This window comes from Xanthomonas sp. GW (assembly GCF_014236815.1).
GTDB lineage: Bacteria > Pseudomonadota > Gammaproteobacteria > Xanthomonadales > Xanthomonadaceae > Xanthomonas_A.
Map to the genome: position 1 here is coordinate 2,033,278 of NZ_CP051189.1, position 18,084 is coordinate 2,051,361.

Sequence of the window (18,084 nt, forward strand, 5' to 3'; positions counted from 1 at the left end):
GCAGCAGAGATTGCATAGGCGCATGGAGCAGTATCGCGCTGGGCAAGATATTCAGCTGATTATCACTGCCGACCGCACTGAGCCGCTGCCGCTATCGTTGGCGCAGCACCGGCTGTGGTTTTTGGACCGTCTGGATGCGTCGGCGAGCGCGGCTTACCACATTCCGGCGGCGCTGCGCCTGTCGGGCGCACTGAACCGGGAAGCGCTGCAGGCGACGCTGGACCGACTGGTGGCGCGGCACGAGTCCTTGCGCACCCACTTTGTGGTGACCGAGAACGAGCCGTGCCAGGTGGTCGCTGCCGAGGACTGCGGTTTTACGCTGACCGAGCAGGATCTGCGCAGCCTGGAGGGCGAAGCGCAGCAACGGGAGGTCGAGCGATTGGCGCGGGAAGAAGCCGGCGCGGCGTTCGACTTGACGAGCGGTCCGTTGATCCGGGGTCGGCTGTTGCAGTTGGCGGCCGAGGAGCACGTGTTGCTGATCACGCAGCACCACATCATCACCGATGGCTGGTCGCTGGGGGTGATGGTGCGGGAGGTGGGTGCGCTGTACACGGCGTTTAGCCAGGGGCAGGCGGATCCGTTGCCAGCGCTGGAGATCCAGTATGCGGACTATGCGGCATGGCAACGCAGCTGGCTGCAAGGCGAAGAGTTGGAGCGTCAGCTGGGTTTTTGGCGCGAGCACCTGGTCGGGGCGCCAGGGTTGTTGGAGTTGCCGAGCGATCGGCCGCGTCCGGCGGTGCAAAGTTATGCTGGCGGTAGCGTACCGTTCGAGTTGACGCCGGAGTTGACGGCGCAGCTGCGAGGCTTGGCGCAACGCCACGGGTGCACGTTGTTCATGGTGTTGCTGGCGGGCTGGTCGGTGTTGTTGTCGCGTCTGAGCGGGCAGGAGGACGTGGTGATTGGCACGCCGGTGGCGAACCGCCAGCGCCGCGAGGTTGAAGGGCTGATCGGGTTTTTTGTCAACACGCTGGCGCTGCGGGTGCGGATGGAGGAGGCGCCGAGCGTGGCGGAGTTGCTGGCGCAGGTGAAGGCGACGGCGCTAGCGGCGTTTGCTCATCAAGAGCTGCCATTTGAGCAGGTGGTGGAGGCGTTGCGTCCTGCACGCAGTCTGGGCCACAGCCCGGTGTTTCAAGCGATGCTGGCGCTGAACAACACCCCGGATGGAGGAGCGTTGGAACTGCCGGGATTGACGCTGGCGCCGGTAGCCAGGGATCAGGTGACAACGCACTTCGATGTGTCGCTATCCCTGAGCGATGACGGGGGTGGGATAAGCGGTGCCATTGGCTATGCCAGCGACCTGTTTGACCGGGGGACCATTGAGCGTTGGGCGGTTCATTTGCAGCAGTTGCTGTCGGCGCTGGTGGCCGAGGAGCAGCGGAGCGTGGCCACGCTGCCGCTGCTGACGCAGGGCGAGCGCGCGCAATTGTTGGAGGGATTCAATGCGACGGCGGCGGAGTATCCGCGCGAGGCGCTGATTCACGAGTTGTTCGAGGTGCAGGCCGCGCAGCAACCGGAAGCGGTGGCGGTGGTGTATGAAGACCAGCGCCTGACGTACGGGGAGCTCAATGTGCGGGCGAACCAGGTCGCGCATCGGCTTATAGCGCTGGGAGTCAAGCCGGACGACCGGGTGGCGATCTGCGTGGAGCGCAGCCTGGAGATGGTGGTGGGGTTGTTGGGGATCTTGAAGGCGGGCGGAGCGTATGTGCCGCTGGACCCGACCTATCCGGCCGAGCGGTTGGCTTACATGCTTGAAGACAGTGCGCCGGTGGCGGTGTTGACGCGGGCGGATGCAGCCGCACACTTGGCGGCGCTGGAGGTGCCGGTGCTGGAGCTGGATGCAGCCGAAACCTGCGGGTTACTTGCTGAGCAGCCGACGGGCAATCCCGACGCACGTGCCGGCGGTCTGACGTCCGGGCATCTGGCGTATGTGATTTACACGTCGGGTTCGACCGGCATGCCCAAGGGCGTGATGGTCGAGCATGTCAGCGCCATGAATTTGATCGCGGCACACGCTGTGCAATGTGGACTTGTATCGACAGACCGTGTATTTCAGTTTTCTTCGTTTGCCTTTGACGCATCTGTAGAGGAAATCTTCCCGGCGCTTTCTACTGGTTCGACAATTATAGTTAGATCCACAGAATTTTCATTATCGAACGAGTCATTTTCTGAATACATCAATCGATACGGTATCACTGTCGTCGAGTTGCCGACGGCGATTTGGCATCAATGGGCGCTAACACTTAGTAATGCCGTCTACCGTTCATTGCGTTTAGTGGTGGTTGGTGGGGAAAAGGCAGAGCGCCGAGTTATTCGGGTATGGCGCGATGCAGGTGGAATGAGAAGCTGTTGCTGGTTAAACACATATGGGCCAACGGAAAGCACGGTTTATTCAGTAGCTATTTCATTTGATGAGACGGTGGATCTCCCTTTAGGAGAAATTCCCATAGGCCGTCCGATCGCGAACACCCAGATTTACATTCTGGATAGGCACGGGGAGCCGGTGCCGCTGGGGGTTTCGGGCGAAATTCATATTGGGGGTGCCGGTGTGGCGCGGGGTTACCTGAACCGCCCGGAGTTGACAGCGGAGCGTTTCCTGAAGGATCCGTTTTCGCCCGCCCCGGAGGCGCGGATGTACAAGACCGGCGATCTGGGCCGCTGGTTGCCGGACGGGACGATTGAGTTTTTGGGGCGCAATGACCACCAGGTCAAGATCCGTGGATTCCGGATCGAGCTGGGAGAGATCGAGGCACGGCTGACGGCATGCGCCGGGGTGCGCGAAGCGGTGGTGGTGGCGCGTGAGGATGAGGCGGGCGACAAGCGTCTGGTGGCCTATCTACTCGCCGAGGCGGACACCGCGCTGTCGGCAGTCGAGTTGCGTGCCGATCTGTCCTCACGGCTTCCCGACTACATGGTGCCAAGTGCGTTTGTGCAGTTGAAGGCCTTTCCCTTGACGCCGAACGGCAAGCTGGACCGTCGGGCATTGCCGGCGCCGGACGAGGCGTCTGTGGCCAGTCGCGAGTATGAGGCCCCGCGGGGCGAGATTGAGGAGGCGTTGGCCGGGATTTGGCAGGAACTGCTGGGTGTTGAACGGGTAGGACGCCGCGATAACTTTTTCGAGCTGGGAGGGCACTCGCTGCTGGCAGTGCGGCTGATGGCGCATGTGCGCAGTGTTTTAGGGGTCGAGGTGGCCTTGCGCGAGTTGTTTGCCCATCCGACATTGCAAACGCTAGCCAACGTGGTACAGGAGGCACAGCACAGTACATTGGGGGCCATCACGAGCGCCGACCGCACTGAGCCGCTGCCGCTATCGTTGGCGCAGCACCGGCTGTGGTTTTTGGACCGTCTGGATGCGTCGGCGAGCGCGGCTTACCACATTCCGGCGGCGCTGCGCCTGTCGGGCGCACTGAACCGGGAAGCGCTGCAGGCGACGCTGGACCGACTGGTGGCGCGGCACGAGTCCTTGCGCACCCACTTTGTGGTGACCGAGAACGAGCCGTGCCAGGTGGTCGCTGCCGAGGACTGCGGTTTTACGCTGACCGAGCAGGATCTGCGCAGCCTGGAGGGCGAAGCGCAGCAACGGGAGGTCGAGCGATTGGCGCGGGAAGAAGCCGGCGCGGCGTTCGACTTGACGAGCGGTCCGTTGATCCGGGGTCGGCTGTTGCAGTTGGCGGCCGAGGAGCACGTGTTGCTGATCACGCAGCACCACATCATCACCGATGGCTGGTCGCTGGGGGTGATGGTGCGGGAGGTGGGTGCGCTGTACACGGCGTTTAGCCAGGGGCAGGCGGATCCGTTGCCAGCGCTGGAGATCCAGTATGCGGACTATGCGGCATGGCAACGCAGCTGGCTGCAAGGCGAAGAGTTGGAGCGTCAGCTGGGTTTTTGGCGCGAGCACCTGGTCGGGGCGCCAGGGTTGTTGGAGTTGCCGAGCGATCGGCCGCGTCCGGCGGTGCAAAGTTATGCTGGCGGTAGCGTACCGTTCGAGTTGACGCCGGAGTTGACGGCGCAGCTGCGAGGCTTGGCGCAACGCCACGGGTGCACGTTGTTCATGGTGTTGCTGGCGGGCTGGTCGGTGTTGTTGTCGCGTCTGAGCGGGCAGGAGGACGTGGTGATTGGCACGCCGGTGGCGAACCGCCAGCGCCGCGAGGTTGAAGGGCTGATCGGGTTTTTTGTCAACACGCTGGCGCTGCGGGTGCGGATGGAGGAGGCGCCGAGCGTGGCGGAGTTGCTGGCGCAGGTGAAGGCGACGGCGCTAGCGGCGTTTGCTCATCAGGAGCTGCCATTTGAGCAGGTGGTGGAGGCGTTGCGTCCTGCACGCAGTCTGGGCCACAGCCCGGTGTTTCAAGCGATGCTGGCGCTGAACAACACCCCGGATGGAGGAGCGTTGGAACTGCCGGGATTGACGCTGGCGCCGGTAGCCAGGGATCAGGTGACAACGCACTTCGATGTGTCGCTATCCCTGAGCGATGACGGGGGTGGGATAAGCGGTGCCATTGGCTATGCCAGCGACCTGTTTGACCGCGGGACCATTGAGCGTTGGGCGGTTCATTTGCAGCAGTTGCTGTCGGCGCTGGTGGCCGAGGAGCAGCGGAGCGTGGCCACGCTGCCGCTGCTGACGCAGGGCGAGCGCGCGCAATTGTTGGAAGGATTCAATGCGACGGCGGCGGAGTATCCGCGCGAGGCGCTGATTCACGAGTTGTTCGAGGTGCAGGCCGCGCAGCAACCGGAAGCGGTGGCGGTGGTGTATGAAGACCAGCGCCTGACGTACGGGGAGCTCAATGCGCGGGCGAACCAGGTCGCGCATCGGCTTATAGCGCTGGGAGTCAAGCCGGACGACCGGGTGGCGATCTGCGTGGAGCGCAGCCTGGAGATGGTGGTGGGGTTGTTGGGGATCTTGAAGGCGGGCGGAGCGTATGTGCCGCTGGACCCGACCTATCCGGCCGAGCGATTGGCTTACATGCTTGAAGACAGTGCGCCGGTGGCGGTGTTGACGCGGGCGGATGCAGTCGCACACTTGGCGGCGCTGGAGGTGCAGGTGCTGGAACTGGATGCAGCCGAAACCTGCGGGTTACTTGCTGAGCAGCCGACGGGCAATCCGGACGCACGTGCCGGCGGTCTGACGTCCGGGCATCTGGCGTATGTGATTTACACGTCGGGTTCGACCGGCACGCCCAAGGGCGTGATGGTCGAACACTATAATGTGAATCGACTGGTCATCAATAATCCGTATTTTCAGGCTGGGCCGACAGACTGTCTGGCGCATTGCGCCAACCTGGCATTTGATGCAACGACGTGGGAAATCTGGGGCGCATTGCTCAATGGAGCAAAGCTGCTGATCGTCGACCAGTCGGTGGTGTTAATGCCAGAGTCTTTTGGTAGGCATTTGCAGGAGGGGGGAGTAACGGCATTGTGGCTGTCCGTTGGTTTGTTCAACCAATACGCAAATGTACTGCAAGGAACATTGGGTGGGCTACGTTATTTGTTGGTAGGAGGTGACACTTTACATCCAGGCACGATAAGGCAGGTTCTGACGAGTAAGTACCGTCCCAAGCATGTGGTTAACGGTTATGGCCCGACAGAAACTACAACCTTCGCGTGCACGCATGACATCCAGGCGGTGAGCGAGGATGCAAGTTCAATTCCCATAGGCCGTCCGATCGCGAACACCCAGATTTACATTCTGGATAGGCACGGGGAGCCGGTGCCGCTGGGGGTTTCGGGCGAAATCCATATTGGGGGTGCCGGGGTGGCGCGGGGGTACCTGAACCGCCCGGAGTTGACGTCAGAGCGTTTCCTGAAGGATCCGTTTTCCCCCGCCCCGGAGGCGCGGATGTACAAGACCGGCGATCTGGGCCGCTGGTTGCCGGACGGGACGATTGAGTTTTTGGGGCGCAATGACCACCAGGTCAAGATTCGGGGATTCCGGATCGAGCTGGGGGAGGTCGAGGCGCAGCTGACGGCATGCGCCGGTGTGCGCGAGGCGGTGGTGGTGGCGCGTGAGGATGAGGCGGGCGACAAGCGTCTGGTGGCCTATCTACTCGCCGAGGCGGACACCGCGCTGTCGGCGGTCGAGTTGCGTGCCGATCTGTCCTCACGGCTTCCCGACTACATGGTGCCAAGCGCGTTTGTGCAGTTGGAAGCCTTTCCCTTGACGCCGAACGGCAAGCTGGACCGTCGGGCATTGCCGGCGCCGGACGAGGCGTCTGTGGCCAGTCGCGAGTATGAGGCGCCGCAGGGCGAGATTGAGGAGGCGTTGGCCGGGATTTGGCAGGAACTGCTGGGTGTTGAACGGGTAGGACGCCGCGATAACTTTTTCGAGCTGGGCGGGCACTCGCTGCTGGCGGTGCGGCTGATGGCGCATGTGCGCAGTGTTTTAGGGGTCGAGGTGGCCTTGCGCGAGTTGTTTGCCCATCCGACATTGCAAACGCTAGCCAACGTGGTACAGGAGGCACAGCACAGTACATTGGGGGCCATCACGAGCGCCGACCGCACTGAGCCGCTGCCGCTATCGTTGGCGCAGCACCGGCTGTGGTTTTTGGACCGTCTGGATGCGTCGGCGAGCGCGGCTTACCACATTCCGGCGGCGCTGCGCCTGTCGGGCGCACTGAACCGGGAAGCGCTGCAGGCGACGCTGGACCGACTGGTGGCGCGGCACGAGTCCTTGCGCACCCACTTTGTGGTGACCGAGAACGAGCCGTGCCAGGTGGTCGCTGCCGAGGACTGCGGTTTTACGCTGACCGAGCAGGATCTGCGCAGCCTGGAGGGCGAAGCGCAGCAACGGGAGGTCGAGCGATTGGCGCGGGAAGAAGCCGGCGCGGCGTTCGACTTGACGAGCGGTCCGTTGATCCGGGGTCGGCTGTTGCAGTTGGCGGCCGAGGAGCACGTGTTGCTGATCACGCAGCACCACATCATCACCGATGGCTGGTCGCTGGGGGTGATGGTGCGGGAGGTGGGTGCGCTGTACACGGCGTTTAGCCAGGGGCAGGCGGATCCGTTGCCAGCGCTGGAGATCCAGTATGCGGACTATGCGGCATGGCAACGCAGCTGGCTGCAAGGCGAAGAGTTGGAGCGTCAGCTGGGTTTTTGGCGCGAGCACCTGGTCGGGGCGCCAGGGTTGTTGGAGTTGCCGAGCGATCGGCCGCGTCCGGCGGTGCAAAGTTATGCTGGCGGTAGCGTACCGTTCGAGTTGACGCCGGAGTTGACGGCGCAGCTGCGAGGCTTGGCGCAACGCCACGGGTGCACGTTGTTCATGGTGTTGCTGGCGGGCTGGTCGGTGTTGTTGTCGCGTCTGAGCGGGCAGGAGGACGTGGTGATTGGCACGCCGGTGGCGAACCGCCAGCGCCGCGAGGTTGAAGGGCTGATCGGGTTTTTTGTCAACACGCTGGCGCTGCGGGTGCGGATGGAGGAGGCGCCGAGCGTGGCGGAGTTGCTGGCGCAGGTGAAGGCGACGGCGCTAGCGGCGTTTGCTCATCAAGAGCTGCCATTTGAGCAGGTGGTGGAGGCGTTGCGTCCTGCACGCAGTCTGGGCCACAGCCCGGTTTATCAAGTGTGGTTCAACTTGAACAACATGCCGAGCGGCGGAGCGCTAAACCTGCCGGGGTTGACGCTGTCCTCTGTCGATCGTGAGGAGGAGGTCGCGCATGCCGATCTGTCGCTGGCGCTGACAGACACAGCTGAAGGGCTAATCGGCAGCCTATCGTATTCTCTTGACCTATTCGACCGCAGTACGGTGGAACGCTTTTCACATTATCTGACAGTTCTGCTTGCCGGTATGGTTGCAGACGATACGCAGAAGATGAGCCATCTGCCGTTGTTGTCGGTGGCCGAGCGCGAGCAGTTGCTGGTTGGTTTCAATGCGACTGAGACGGAGTTTCCACAGGAGGCGCTGATCCACGAGTTGTTTGAAGCGCAGGCGGCGCAGCAGCCGGAGGCGGAGGCGGTAGTGTACGAGGGCCAGTCGTTGAGTTACGGCGAGTTGAATGTGCAGGCGAACCAGGTCGCGCATCGGCTTATAGATATGGGAGTCAAGCCGGACGATCGGGTGGCGATCTGCGTGGAGCGTAGTCTGGAGATGGTGGTGGGTCTGCTAGGGATACTGAAGGCGGGCGGGGCGTATGTGCCGCTGGACCCGAACTATCGATCCGAGCGGCTGGCTTACATGCTTGGCGACAGCGCGCCTGTGGCGGTGCTGACGCAGCGGGCGCTACGCGATGAGCTGTCGATGCTGGGCGCGACCATCCAGCCAGTATTAGTACTGGGCGAGGATTTTGGCGCGTCGGACGCTGAGCGGGTGGCCAACCCGCAGGTGGCAGGGCTGACCTCGCGGCATCTGGCATACGTGATCTACACTTCCGGGTCGACCGGCCAGCCCAAGGGCGTGATGGTTGAGCACCGTTCGGCGGTGAACTTCTGGCAGGTGATGAGCCGTACTACGCACCAGACCTGTGCGCCGCACTCGCGGGTGGCATTGAACGCGGCGTTCTCGTTCGACATGTCGCTCAAGGGCCTGCTGCAACTGCTGTCGGGCCATTGTGTGGTGCCGATACCCCAGGCTATCCGCGCCAGCGGTCCGGCGTTGCTGGCCTTCCTAGAAGAGGGGCGGATCGATGCGCTGGACAGCACGCCCTCACAACTGGAAGGAATGTTGTCGGCGGGCCTGCTGAAGCCGACCGGGTACCGGCCGCGCAACGTGCTGCTGGGTGGCGAACCGATTGGTCCGTTAATGTGGGAGCGACTGAAGGCGTCGCTGGGGGTGAACTTCCACAACATGTACGGCCCTACCGAGGCGACGGTGGATGCGACGATCGAAAACATCGCGCAGACCCAAGGCGGGTCGGTGATTGGCCGTCCGATCGCGAACACCCAAATTTACATTCTGGATAGGCACGGGGAGCCGGTGCCACTTGGAGTGTCGGGCGAAATCTATATTGGGGGTGCCGGTGTGGCACGGGGTTACCTGAACCGCCCGGAGTTGACGGCGGAGCGTTTCCTGAAGGATCCGTTTTCGCCCGCCCCTGAGGCGCGGATGTACAAGACCGGCGATCTGGGGCGCTGGTTGCCGGACGGAACGATTGAGTTTTTGGGGCGCAATGACGACCAGGTCAAGATCCGGGGATTCCGGATCGAGCTGGGAGAGATCGAGGCACGGCTGACGGCATGCGCCGGGGTGCGCGAAGCGGTGGTGGTGGCGCGTGAGGATGAGGCGGGCGACAAGCGTCTGGTGGCCTATCTACTCGCCGAGGCGGACACCGCGCTGTCGGCAGTCGAGTTGCGTGCCGATCTGTCCTCACGGCTTCCCGACTACATGGTGCCAAGTGCGTTTGTGCAGTTGGAGGCCTTTCCCTTGACGCCGAACGGCAAGCTGGACCGTCGGGCATTGCCGGCGCCGGACGAGGCGTCTGTGGCCAGTCGCGAGTATGAGGCCCCGCGGGGCGAGATTGAGGAGGTGTTGGCCGGGATTTGGCAGGAGCTGCTGGGTGTTGAACGGGTGGGGCGCCGCGATAACTTTTTCGAGCTGGGTGGGCACTCGCTGATGATGGTGACGTTGCTCGAGCGCCTGCGGGAGCAAGGTCAGCAGGTAGCATTACAGGCGATATTCACTGCACCGACGCTAGGCGCACTGGCGGCGATGCTGACTCAGGAGTCAGGTGGTGCGGAATGGACTGTCCCGGAGAATCTAATTGGTCCCACTACCACCGCAATCACGCCGGACATGCTGCCGTTGGTATCGTTGACGCAGGACGAAATTGATCGAATCGTCGCTACGGTGCCGGGCGGTGTGGGAAATATCCAGGATATGTACCCTTTGCTGCCGCTGCAAGAGGGCTTGCTATTCCATCATTTGCTGGAGGATGAGGGGGATACCTACCTGCAACGCATGGTGTTGGCGTTCGATAGCCGTGAGCGGCTGGATGCTTTTCTTGACGCGTTGAACCAAGTGATTGTGCGACATAGTGCCCTGCGCAGCGCCATACTGTGGGAGGGCTTGCCGCAACCGGTGCAGGTCGTGTGTCGGCAGGCGCCGCTGCAGGTAAATAGTTTTTCAGTGCCGATAGGGGAAGATGCAACCGGAGCATTGCTGCGGCATACCGATCCACGACAGATGCGTCTGGATCTGCGACGCGCGCCATTGCTGGGGGCGCATGTGGCCGAGGATCGGGAGCAAGGCGAATGGTTGTTGGTGCTGCTAAATCATCAGGCAATCTGCGACCATGTGACACGGGAACTGGCATTGTCTGAGGTGGTGGTGATGCTGCGCGATGCGGCCATATCATTGCCGACGGCGCTGCCGTTCCGGAATGTGGTGGCGCAGGCGAGCCGGACTCCTATCACTGAGCACGAAGCCTATTTCCGGCAGGAGTTTGGTGGCATCGACGAACCGACAGCCCCGTTCGGCGTGTTAAACGTGCAGTTGCGCGGGACGGAGTTGGCAGCGTCGGTCAATATTCCTGTTAAGGGCGATTTGGCACAATCAATCCGGGTGTGTGCGCGTCGCGAAGGTCTGTCGCCTGCGGTGCTGTTCCATGTGGCTTGGGCGCAGGTGCTGGCACGGTGCACTGGACGCTTAGAAGTGGTGTTCGGCACGGTTTTATCAGGGCGATTGCAGGGCGCGGCGGGCGCGGACCGGGTGTTGGGCATGGCGATCAATGTATTGCCGCTCAGGGTGTCGCTTGGGGATTGCTGTGTGCACGAGATGGTGCAGGAGAGTTATCGACGAATGCAGGCGCTGTTGGCGCACGAACAAGCGCCACTCGCGCTGGCGCAGCGTTGCAGTGCTGTGCCGCAGCCGCTGCCATTATTCACTACATTGCTGAATTACCGGCATAGCCATACGGAGACCGAAAACGAAGTTCAGTCCGTGATGGAGGGGATACGTCTGCTAACCGCAGATGACGCCACCAACTATCCAATAACATTGTCGATTGATGATTTAGGTGCGGATTTTGAGTTGTCGATGAAATGTATCGAAGGGATTGATGCACGGCGACTCAATGACTATGTGCTGACAGCGATTGTTGAATTGGTCGATAAGTTAAACGAGGGTGGCGAAGTGTCGGTTCGTGCAATTGATATATTGCCTCCTGCGGAGCGTGCGAAGTTACTGGAAGGGTTCAATGCGACGGCGGCGGAGTATCCGCGCGAGGCGCTGATTCACGAATTTTTCGAGGAGCAGGCCGCGCAGCAACCGGAAGCGGTGGCGGTGGTGTATGAAGACCAGCGCCTGACGTACGGGGAGCTCAATGCGCGGGCGAACCAGCTGGCGCATTATCTGATGGGTCGGGGGGTGAGGCCGGACGACCGGGTGGCGATCTGCCTGGAGCGCAGCCTGGAGATGGTGGTGGGGTTGCTGGGGATCTTGAAGGCGGGCGGGGCGTATGTGCCGCTGGACCCGGCCTATCCGGCCGAGCGATTGGCTTACATGCTTGAAGACAGTGCGCCGGTGGCGGTGTTGACGCAGGCGGATGCAACCGCACACTTGGCGGCGCTGGAGGTGCCGGTGCTGGAGCTGAATGCAGCCGAAACCTGCGCATTACTTGCTGAGCAGCCGACGGGCAATCCGGACGCACGTGCCGGCGGCCTGACGTCCGGGCATCTGGCGTATGTGATCTACACGTCGGGTTCGACCGGTACGCCCAAGGGAGTCGCGATGACACAGTGCTCCCTTCTGAACCTGTTGGTATGGGAGCGGGCCAGTGACAGTAGTATTCGTACCGAAGAGCGCGTGCTTCAGTTCTCTGCGCTGGGTTTTGATGTTTCCTTTCAGGAGGTGTTCCACACACTTTGCAGTGGAGGCTGCCTATTGCTGATCAGCGAAACAATGCGCCGGGATCCGATCTTGCTGGTGAAATATATCGAATCTCATCGAGTGCAACGAATTTTTTTGCCGTTTGTGGCACTTCAAAGACTCGTCGATGCGGCGGAACAGAGTGAAAAGGTACTGCCATCACTGACGAATGTGGTGAGCTCTGGTGAACAGTTGTTTATAAATAAATCAATCCGCAATTTCTTCGCGCGCTTACAAGGCCGTCGTCTGCATAATCAATATGGCGCGACAGAAACACATGTTGTGACCAGTTTCACCCTTGACAAAATACCTGAGTGCTGGGTGACTTCCCCCACAATTGGCCGTCCGATCGCGAACACCCAGATTTACATTCTGGATAGGCACGGGGAGCCGGTGCCGCTGGGGGTTTCGGGCGAAATCCATATTGGGGGTGCCGGGGTGGCGCGGGGGTACCTGAACCGCCCGGAGTTGACGTCAGAGCGTTTCCTGAAGGATCCGTTTTCCCCCGCCCCGGAGGCGCGGATGTACAAGACCGGCGATCTGGGCCGCTGGTTGCCGGACGGGACGATTGAGTTTTTGGGGCGCAATGACCACCAGGTCAAGATCCGTGGATTCCGGATCGAGCTGGGAGAGATCGAGGCACGGCTGACGGCATGCGCCGGGGTGCGCGAAGCGGTGGTGGTGGCGCGTGAGGATGAGGCGGGCGACAAGCGTCTGGTGGCCTATCTACTCGCCGAGGCGGACACCGCGCTGTCGGCGATCGAGTTGCGTGCCGATCTGTCCTCACGGCTTCCCGACTACATGGTGCCAGGCGCGTTTGTGCAGTTGGAGGCCTTTCCCTTGACGCCGAACGGCAAGCTGGACCGTCGGGCATTGCCGGCGCCGGACGAGGCGTCTGTGGCCAGTCGCGAGTATGAGGCGCCGCAGGGCGAGATTGAGGAGGCGTTGGCCGGGATTTGGCAGGAACTGCTGGGTGTTGAACGGGTAGGACGCCGCGACAACTTTTTCGAGTTGGGTGGACATTCGCTGCTGGCGATCAAGCTGATCCATGCGATCAGTGTCAGTTTGGGTGTGTCTATACCGTTAGCGACGATATTCTCGAAGCCCAATATCGCAGAACTGGGTTCGCTGATTGAAACCGACCAGCAGATAATTCCGTTGAATGCCACCAAGTCAGGCCGGCCGCTTTTCTGTATACATCAAGTCGGTGGGCATGTGTCCTTCTATAAGACGTTGGCGCGCCAGTTCGCCGATAAGTTTCCGGTCTACGGTATCCGGTCGCCGGAAGTAATTGGGCTGCCGCAACGATTCGATTCGGTGCAAGCGATGGCGGCTCAGTACGCAGCGTTGATCCGCACCACCTACTCCAGCGGCCCCTACCGGATACTCGGTTGGTCCACTGGAGGACTCATCGCCTTGGCTGTCGCCGATCATTTGGTGGAACAAGGTGAAACAGTTGAATATTTAGGTCTCTTCGATTCATGGCCGATCAATGGCGTCAGCACATTTGGTGAAGACCAACTACTGCTCCAAGCCGCGTTGGTAGAGCTACGTGGCAGCGGTCTCGCCCTACGCGAAGACGCGGATGGTGTGCTGGCGTTTACACCCATATTCGTGAAAGAACTACTGAAGATGGAGTTCGAGGAAGCAGCCGTACATCTTAACAATTGGATGCATCCAGGCCTTGACGCAGGGACGTTCGAGCACCTCAAAATGCAGGTGCCTATCATTGGGCGGCACCTGAAGTTGCTGTCGCAATACCAGCTGCGCCCGATAACTGTGCCGGTGCATGCTCTGTGGGCCGCGCAGAGCATGAGTGAGCATGGTGATGCAGCTTGGCCGAATGCCATTGCGACACAGCAAATCGCAACAGATCATGTAGGTTTGATGGTCGAACCCCACGTTCACGAAGTCAGCAAGGCCATCTTGGACTTTCTCGCGACGCGCGACTGGGTATCGAAGGAAGCTGGCGCATTAGGGTTAAAACAAAGCACCGTTGTAGGCGAATGCTAATGAGGAACAACGTCGCTATTCAATCGGCGCCTTGGCTGATCAAGGCATCGGTACCAGATCCGAAACTTCGTTTGTTCTGCTTTCCCTATGCGGGCGGCAATGCGTTCAACTACAATTCTTGGCGCCCGGAGCTCGATCCATCCATCGAGATATGCGCTGTGCAACTGCCGGGACGGGCTGTACGAATCAATGAGCCACCAATCACCTCGATGCCGGAGCTTCTGAGGCAGTTGGCACCGGTTGTCGCGCAGCAGGGAAACCTGCCTTTTGCCTTCTTCGGTCACAGTGTGGGTGGCTTGATTGCCTTCGAACTGGCTCGTTACCTGTGGCTGCATGATATAAATGGCCTCCAACATCTAATTGTGTCCGGCTGCCACGCGCCGCAGTTCCGCAACCCGTCGCGGAAGCTGTCCCGCTTGCCGGATGACGAGTTCATCTCCGAGCTACGCGATTACAATGGTACGCCGGCCAAAGTGCTGGCCAATCTTGAGCTAATGAACCTACTATTGCCCACCATTCGGGCCGATTTCGCCCTGGCGGAGGACTACATTTATCGCCCGGGTCCGCTGCTGCAAATGCCGATCAGTGTTTTCGCTGGCCGGGAAGAAGACAACAAAGGCCCGGGCCAAGTTGACGGCTGGATGAAAGAAACCACTGGCCCTTGCCAGGTTACTTGGTTCGACGGCGGGCACTTCTTCGTCAATAGCGACCACGAGACCGTCGTCAGGCAGGTCAACGCCGAGTTGATCGCAACAAAAACTAGGCTTCGCTCAGGTGGCGTGGCACGTCCGGATCTCAGATAAAGTCGTCGCATCAGGTGCTGTCAGCCGTTTTCCGATAATTTATGAATTTATTTCGCATTTGCAAAATAAGAGATGGTCATCTGAAATGAACGTAAATTTACTTTTTTCGAAGTTATATCATCCGATCGTCATTACGCCGAAGAAGGATGCTAGCCTAAATGCATTTAAAGAGTACTTGGCCGCCAACCATGTAGCGTTGCAACAGTTGCTTCACCAGCATGGCGGCATCCTGTTCCGCGGATTCGTTATCAACGGCGCACAAGATTTTCACAGCTGCTTGGCCAGCTTAGGCGCCAAGCCATTCCAATACGTTGGTGGCAACTCACCGCGTAAGCGTGTGATAGAAGACGTGTTTACCTCAACTGAATATCCTGCTACAGAGGTGATCTCGTTGCACAATGAAATGTCGTACCTGCCTGATTGGCCGACACGTTTGTTTTTCTACAGTGAGGCCCCGGCCAGCGTGGGCGGTCAGACCTCCCTTGCTAGCAGCAAAGACGTGCTTAAGGACATGCCGCAAGAGGTTGTCAACAAATTTCGCCAAAAGAAGATCAATTATATTCGTAACTTCCATTCGAAAATTTCGTTTGGCAAGAGCTGGCAGAAGACCTACCAAACCGAGGAACGCGCGGTGGTCGAGAAGATTGCGGCAGAGCAGAATTCGATTTGCGATTGGCTATCGGATGGAATGATGCGTATCTCCACTCGTAGCGACGCCTTAACAATCCACCCGGTGACTGGGGAGGAAGTATGGTTCAATCAAGCTGAACAATGGCATCCCTCTTCTTTGAACCCAGCCCTGCGTGACATGATTGAGCAGGTGGTGGGTAAGGGGAATATGCCCCACGAGTGCGAGTACGCCGACGGGGAGGCTGTAGATGGAAAGGTGCTGGATGAGGTTCGGCGCGTTCTTAACGGCAACAAACTTCTTTTCGATTGGCAACGCAACGACCTGCTGATGATCGATAACGTTTTGATGATGCACGGCCGCGAATCATTTAAAGGTGAACGCAAGACGCTAGCCTACTTGTCCTCGACATGATGTATCGAAATATATCGAGTCATTCTTAGTTATTTCATAAGGTCACACCTGACCGCGTGAGCTTAGAACCTTGGGCCGGATTGGATCGAAATGCAGGTCCGATATCATTGGAATATGAAAAATGAACCAGATGGCAAACGTTGAAATGATGGCGGCAGATTTTGATGCTTTTGTGCAGTCCATGCCTTCGGGGGTTGTATACGGACAGGAAAAGCTGCCGTTCCAGGTCCAAAGAGGGGGGGGAGGACAATCGCTGGAAGAGTGGATCGGGAAGCATCGCGACCAAGTCGATCGCGCGCTCCATCTCTTCGGTGCGATCTTATTCAGAGGGTTCGGTATCAACAGTGCTGAGAAGTTGAGCCGAGTTGCTATAGCTCATTCGGGCGAATTACTCGGCTACATCGAACGAGGCGCACGGCGCGTGCAACTGGGAGACAAGGTTTACTCATCCACTGAGTATGCGCCAGATGAAGTCATTCCAATGCATCATGAAATGTCCTACTCCCACCATTGGCCGTCGATGCTGTACTTCTGCAGCCAAATCGTTGCTGACGAAGGTGGATATACGCCGCTTGCCGATGATCGAAAAGTTTTCCGTGCGATACCCGAGGAGATCAAGCGCCGTTTCATTGAGAAAAAGGTCATGTACGTACGCAATTACGGCTTGGGAGTGGACATGCACTGGCGTGAGGCATTCCAGGTGCAAACTAAGGAAGAGGTGGAGAATTACCTTCGGGAGAGCCGGACCAACTTCGAGTGGTTGCCCGGCGGAGTACTCAGGACTCGAGCCATACGCCAAGCCATCTCAGTCCATCCGGTGACCAACGATACCGTCTGGTTCAATCATGCGCACCTGTTCCATAGCTCGAATATGCCGGCGGATGTCCGCGAATTCCTGACTAAGGAATTCACCGAGGAAGGGATGCCGCGCAATGCTTACTATGGAGACGGTACGCCGATAGAGGACTCGGTGGTCACTCTCATTCGTGACATCTATGACCAACACGCGGTGCGGTTCGAATGGGAGGAGGGCGATGTTCTCTTTGTTGACAATTTCCTCATGACCCACGGCCGTTCGCCGTTCAAAGGCATGCGTAAAGTCTGCGTCGCGATGTCCCAACTTTACACGAACAATATCTTGCACGGGTGAGGAGCACTGGATGTTCACTATTGATAACGTTAATGGAATTCGTCTTGATGGATACGAACTAGCCGTCTTCGATCAAGCGCAGCCGCTTCCACTGGTAGTGCAACCAGCGCCCGGTGCCAGCCCTGACCTGATGGCGCTAACCGCACAGAAAGCGGTTTTGGAGAAACTGCTCGTGCGGCACGGCGCCATTCTGTTCCGTGGCTTCGACGTCCCTGCGGTGCATACCTTCAACGATTTCATTTCCAGTCTTTCTTCCGATCCCATTTTCTATAGCGAGCGTTCCTCACCGCGGCATTCGGTGTACAAGAACATTTACACCTCGACCGACTATCCTGAGGACAAGGAGATCATCCAACACTCTGAGCAGTCGTACAACAAGTCGTTCCCGCGAAAAATTTTCTTCTACTGTGAGACGCCGCCGCGCAAGGGAGGGGCCACGCCTCTCGCCGACGCGAGGAAGATCTATAAACGTATTCCAGCACCCATAGTAAGCGCCTTTGAAGAAAATCACTATCGCTATTCGCGCTGCTTCTGGCAGACCATTGGCACCACGTGGCAGAGCGCATTCCAGACAAACCAGAAGGATAAGGTTGAGGAGTATTGCCTGGCTAACGACATCCATTTCGAATGGCATCCTGGTGGCGTGCTCAAGAGCTACCAGATTAGGCGTACCACAGCTTATCATCCAGTGAGCGGGGAGGCCTGCTGGTTCAATCACTGTATGTTTTTCAATGTATTGTCTCTGGACGAGGAAATACGACAGGTGTTGCAGTTCTCCTTTGAGCCCCATGAGTTGCCGAACCAGACCTTCTACGGCGACGGGCGGGAAATCCCGCCAGAAGTAATACGCGAACTACAACGTGCCTACGAGGATGAACGAACAGAGTTCGACTGGGAGAAGGGCGATATTCTGATGATCGACAATATCCTGGTGACCCACGGACGCCGAAGTTTTAAAGGTGAACGGTCGATCCTGTGTGGTATGAGCGAGATTACCCATTGGTCGGATGTCGCACAAAAGCTAGATCAATCATGAAAGTACCCCCGGCTCTGCCGGGTAGGTGGTAGACGTTTGACATATAAGGCAGTCCATCCCGGAGGCTCCGACTCGTGAGCCGCGAAGCACACGAGACGGAGAAACCGAGATGAATGCAACCTATTACCCGTCTTCCCTACACGGACGATTTAAAGGCCCAGGCGAGCGCCTTGGCAGAGTCGATTGGTCGCGCCAAGGCGGCCCCGTCAGTTGGGCATGTCCGTCAAGGCCTCGTGCAATTGGGCGGACGCTGCG

Annotated in this window: 4 protein-coding genes and 3 pseudogenes; all 7 read left to right on the forward strand. The window is 59.4% G+C overall.

Annotated features, from left to right (window positions below; genetic code table 11):
• Positions 1 to 22 precede the first annotated feature (22 nt).
• A pseudogene (locus HEP73_RS08540) lies at positions 23 to 11,044 on the forward strand (amino acid adenylation domain-containing protein); the annotation flags it as partial.
• Between the two features lie 174 nt (positions 11,045 to 11,218).
• Positions 11,219 to 12,601, forward strand: a pseudogene (locus HEP73_RS22815) (non-ribosomal peptide synthetase); the annotation flags it as partial.
• 186 nt (positions 12,602 to 12,787) lie between these two features.
• Positions 12,788 to 13,798: pseudogene (locus HEP73_RS22820) on the forward strand (thioesterase domain-containing protein); the annotation flags it as partial.
• Positions 13,798 to 14,601, forward strand: a complete 804-nt coding sequence (locus tag HEP73_RS08545; RefSeq protein ID WP_255423720.1) for a thioesterase II family protein — start codon at positions 13,798 to 13,800, stop codon at positions 14,599 to 14,601. The pseudogene HEP73_RS22820 and the gene HEP73_RS08545, both read left to right, overlap by 1 nt.
• Positions 14,573 to 15,643, forward strand: a complete 1,071-nt coding sequence (locus HEP73_RS08550) for a TauD/TfdA family dioxygenase (RefSeq protein WP_255423721.1) — start codon at positions 14,573 to 14,575, stop codon at positions 15,641 to 15,643. Before HEP73_RS08545 ends, HEP73_RS08550 begins: the two co-directional genes overlap by 29 nt.
• Positions 15,644 to 15,764: 121 nt before the next feature.
• Positions 15,765 to 16,793: a TauD/TfdA family dioxygenase gene (locus HEP73_RS08555; RefSeq protein ID WP_185822860.1), complete on the forward strand. Its 1,029-nt coding sequence runs from the start codon at positions 15,765 to 15,767 to the stop codon at positions 16,791 to 16,793.
• Between the two features lie 10 nt (positions 16,794 to 16,803).
• Complete coding sequence (locus tag HEP73_RS08560; RefSeq protein WP_185822861.1) at positions 16,804 to 17,829, forward strand: TauD/TfdA family dioxygenase; 1,026 nt, start codon at positions 16,804 to 16,806, stop codon at positions 17,827 to 17,829.
• The last annotated feature ends 255 nt before the right edge of the window (positions 17,830 to 18,084 follow it).

What these genes read in the sequence shown, in the direction of transcription:
- HEP73_RS08545 (WP_255423720.1), top strand. Translation starts at nt 13,798, where the DNA reads ATGAGGAACAACGTCGCTATTCAATCGGCGCCTTGGCTGATCAAGGCA.
- HEP73_RS08560 (WP_185822861.1), top strand. Translation starts at nt 16,804, where the DNA reads ATGTTCACTATTGATAACGTTAATGGAATTCGTCTTGATGGATACGAA.
- HEP73_RS08555 (WP_185822860.1), top strand. Translation starts at nt 15,765, where the DNA reads ATGAACCAGATGGCAAACGTTGAAATGATGGCGGCAGATTTTGATGCT.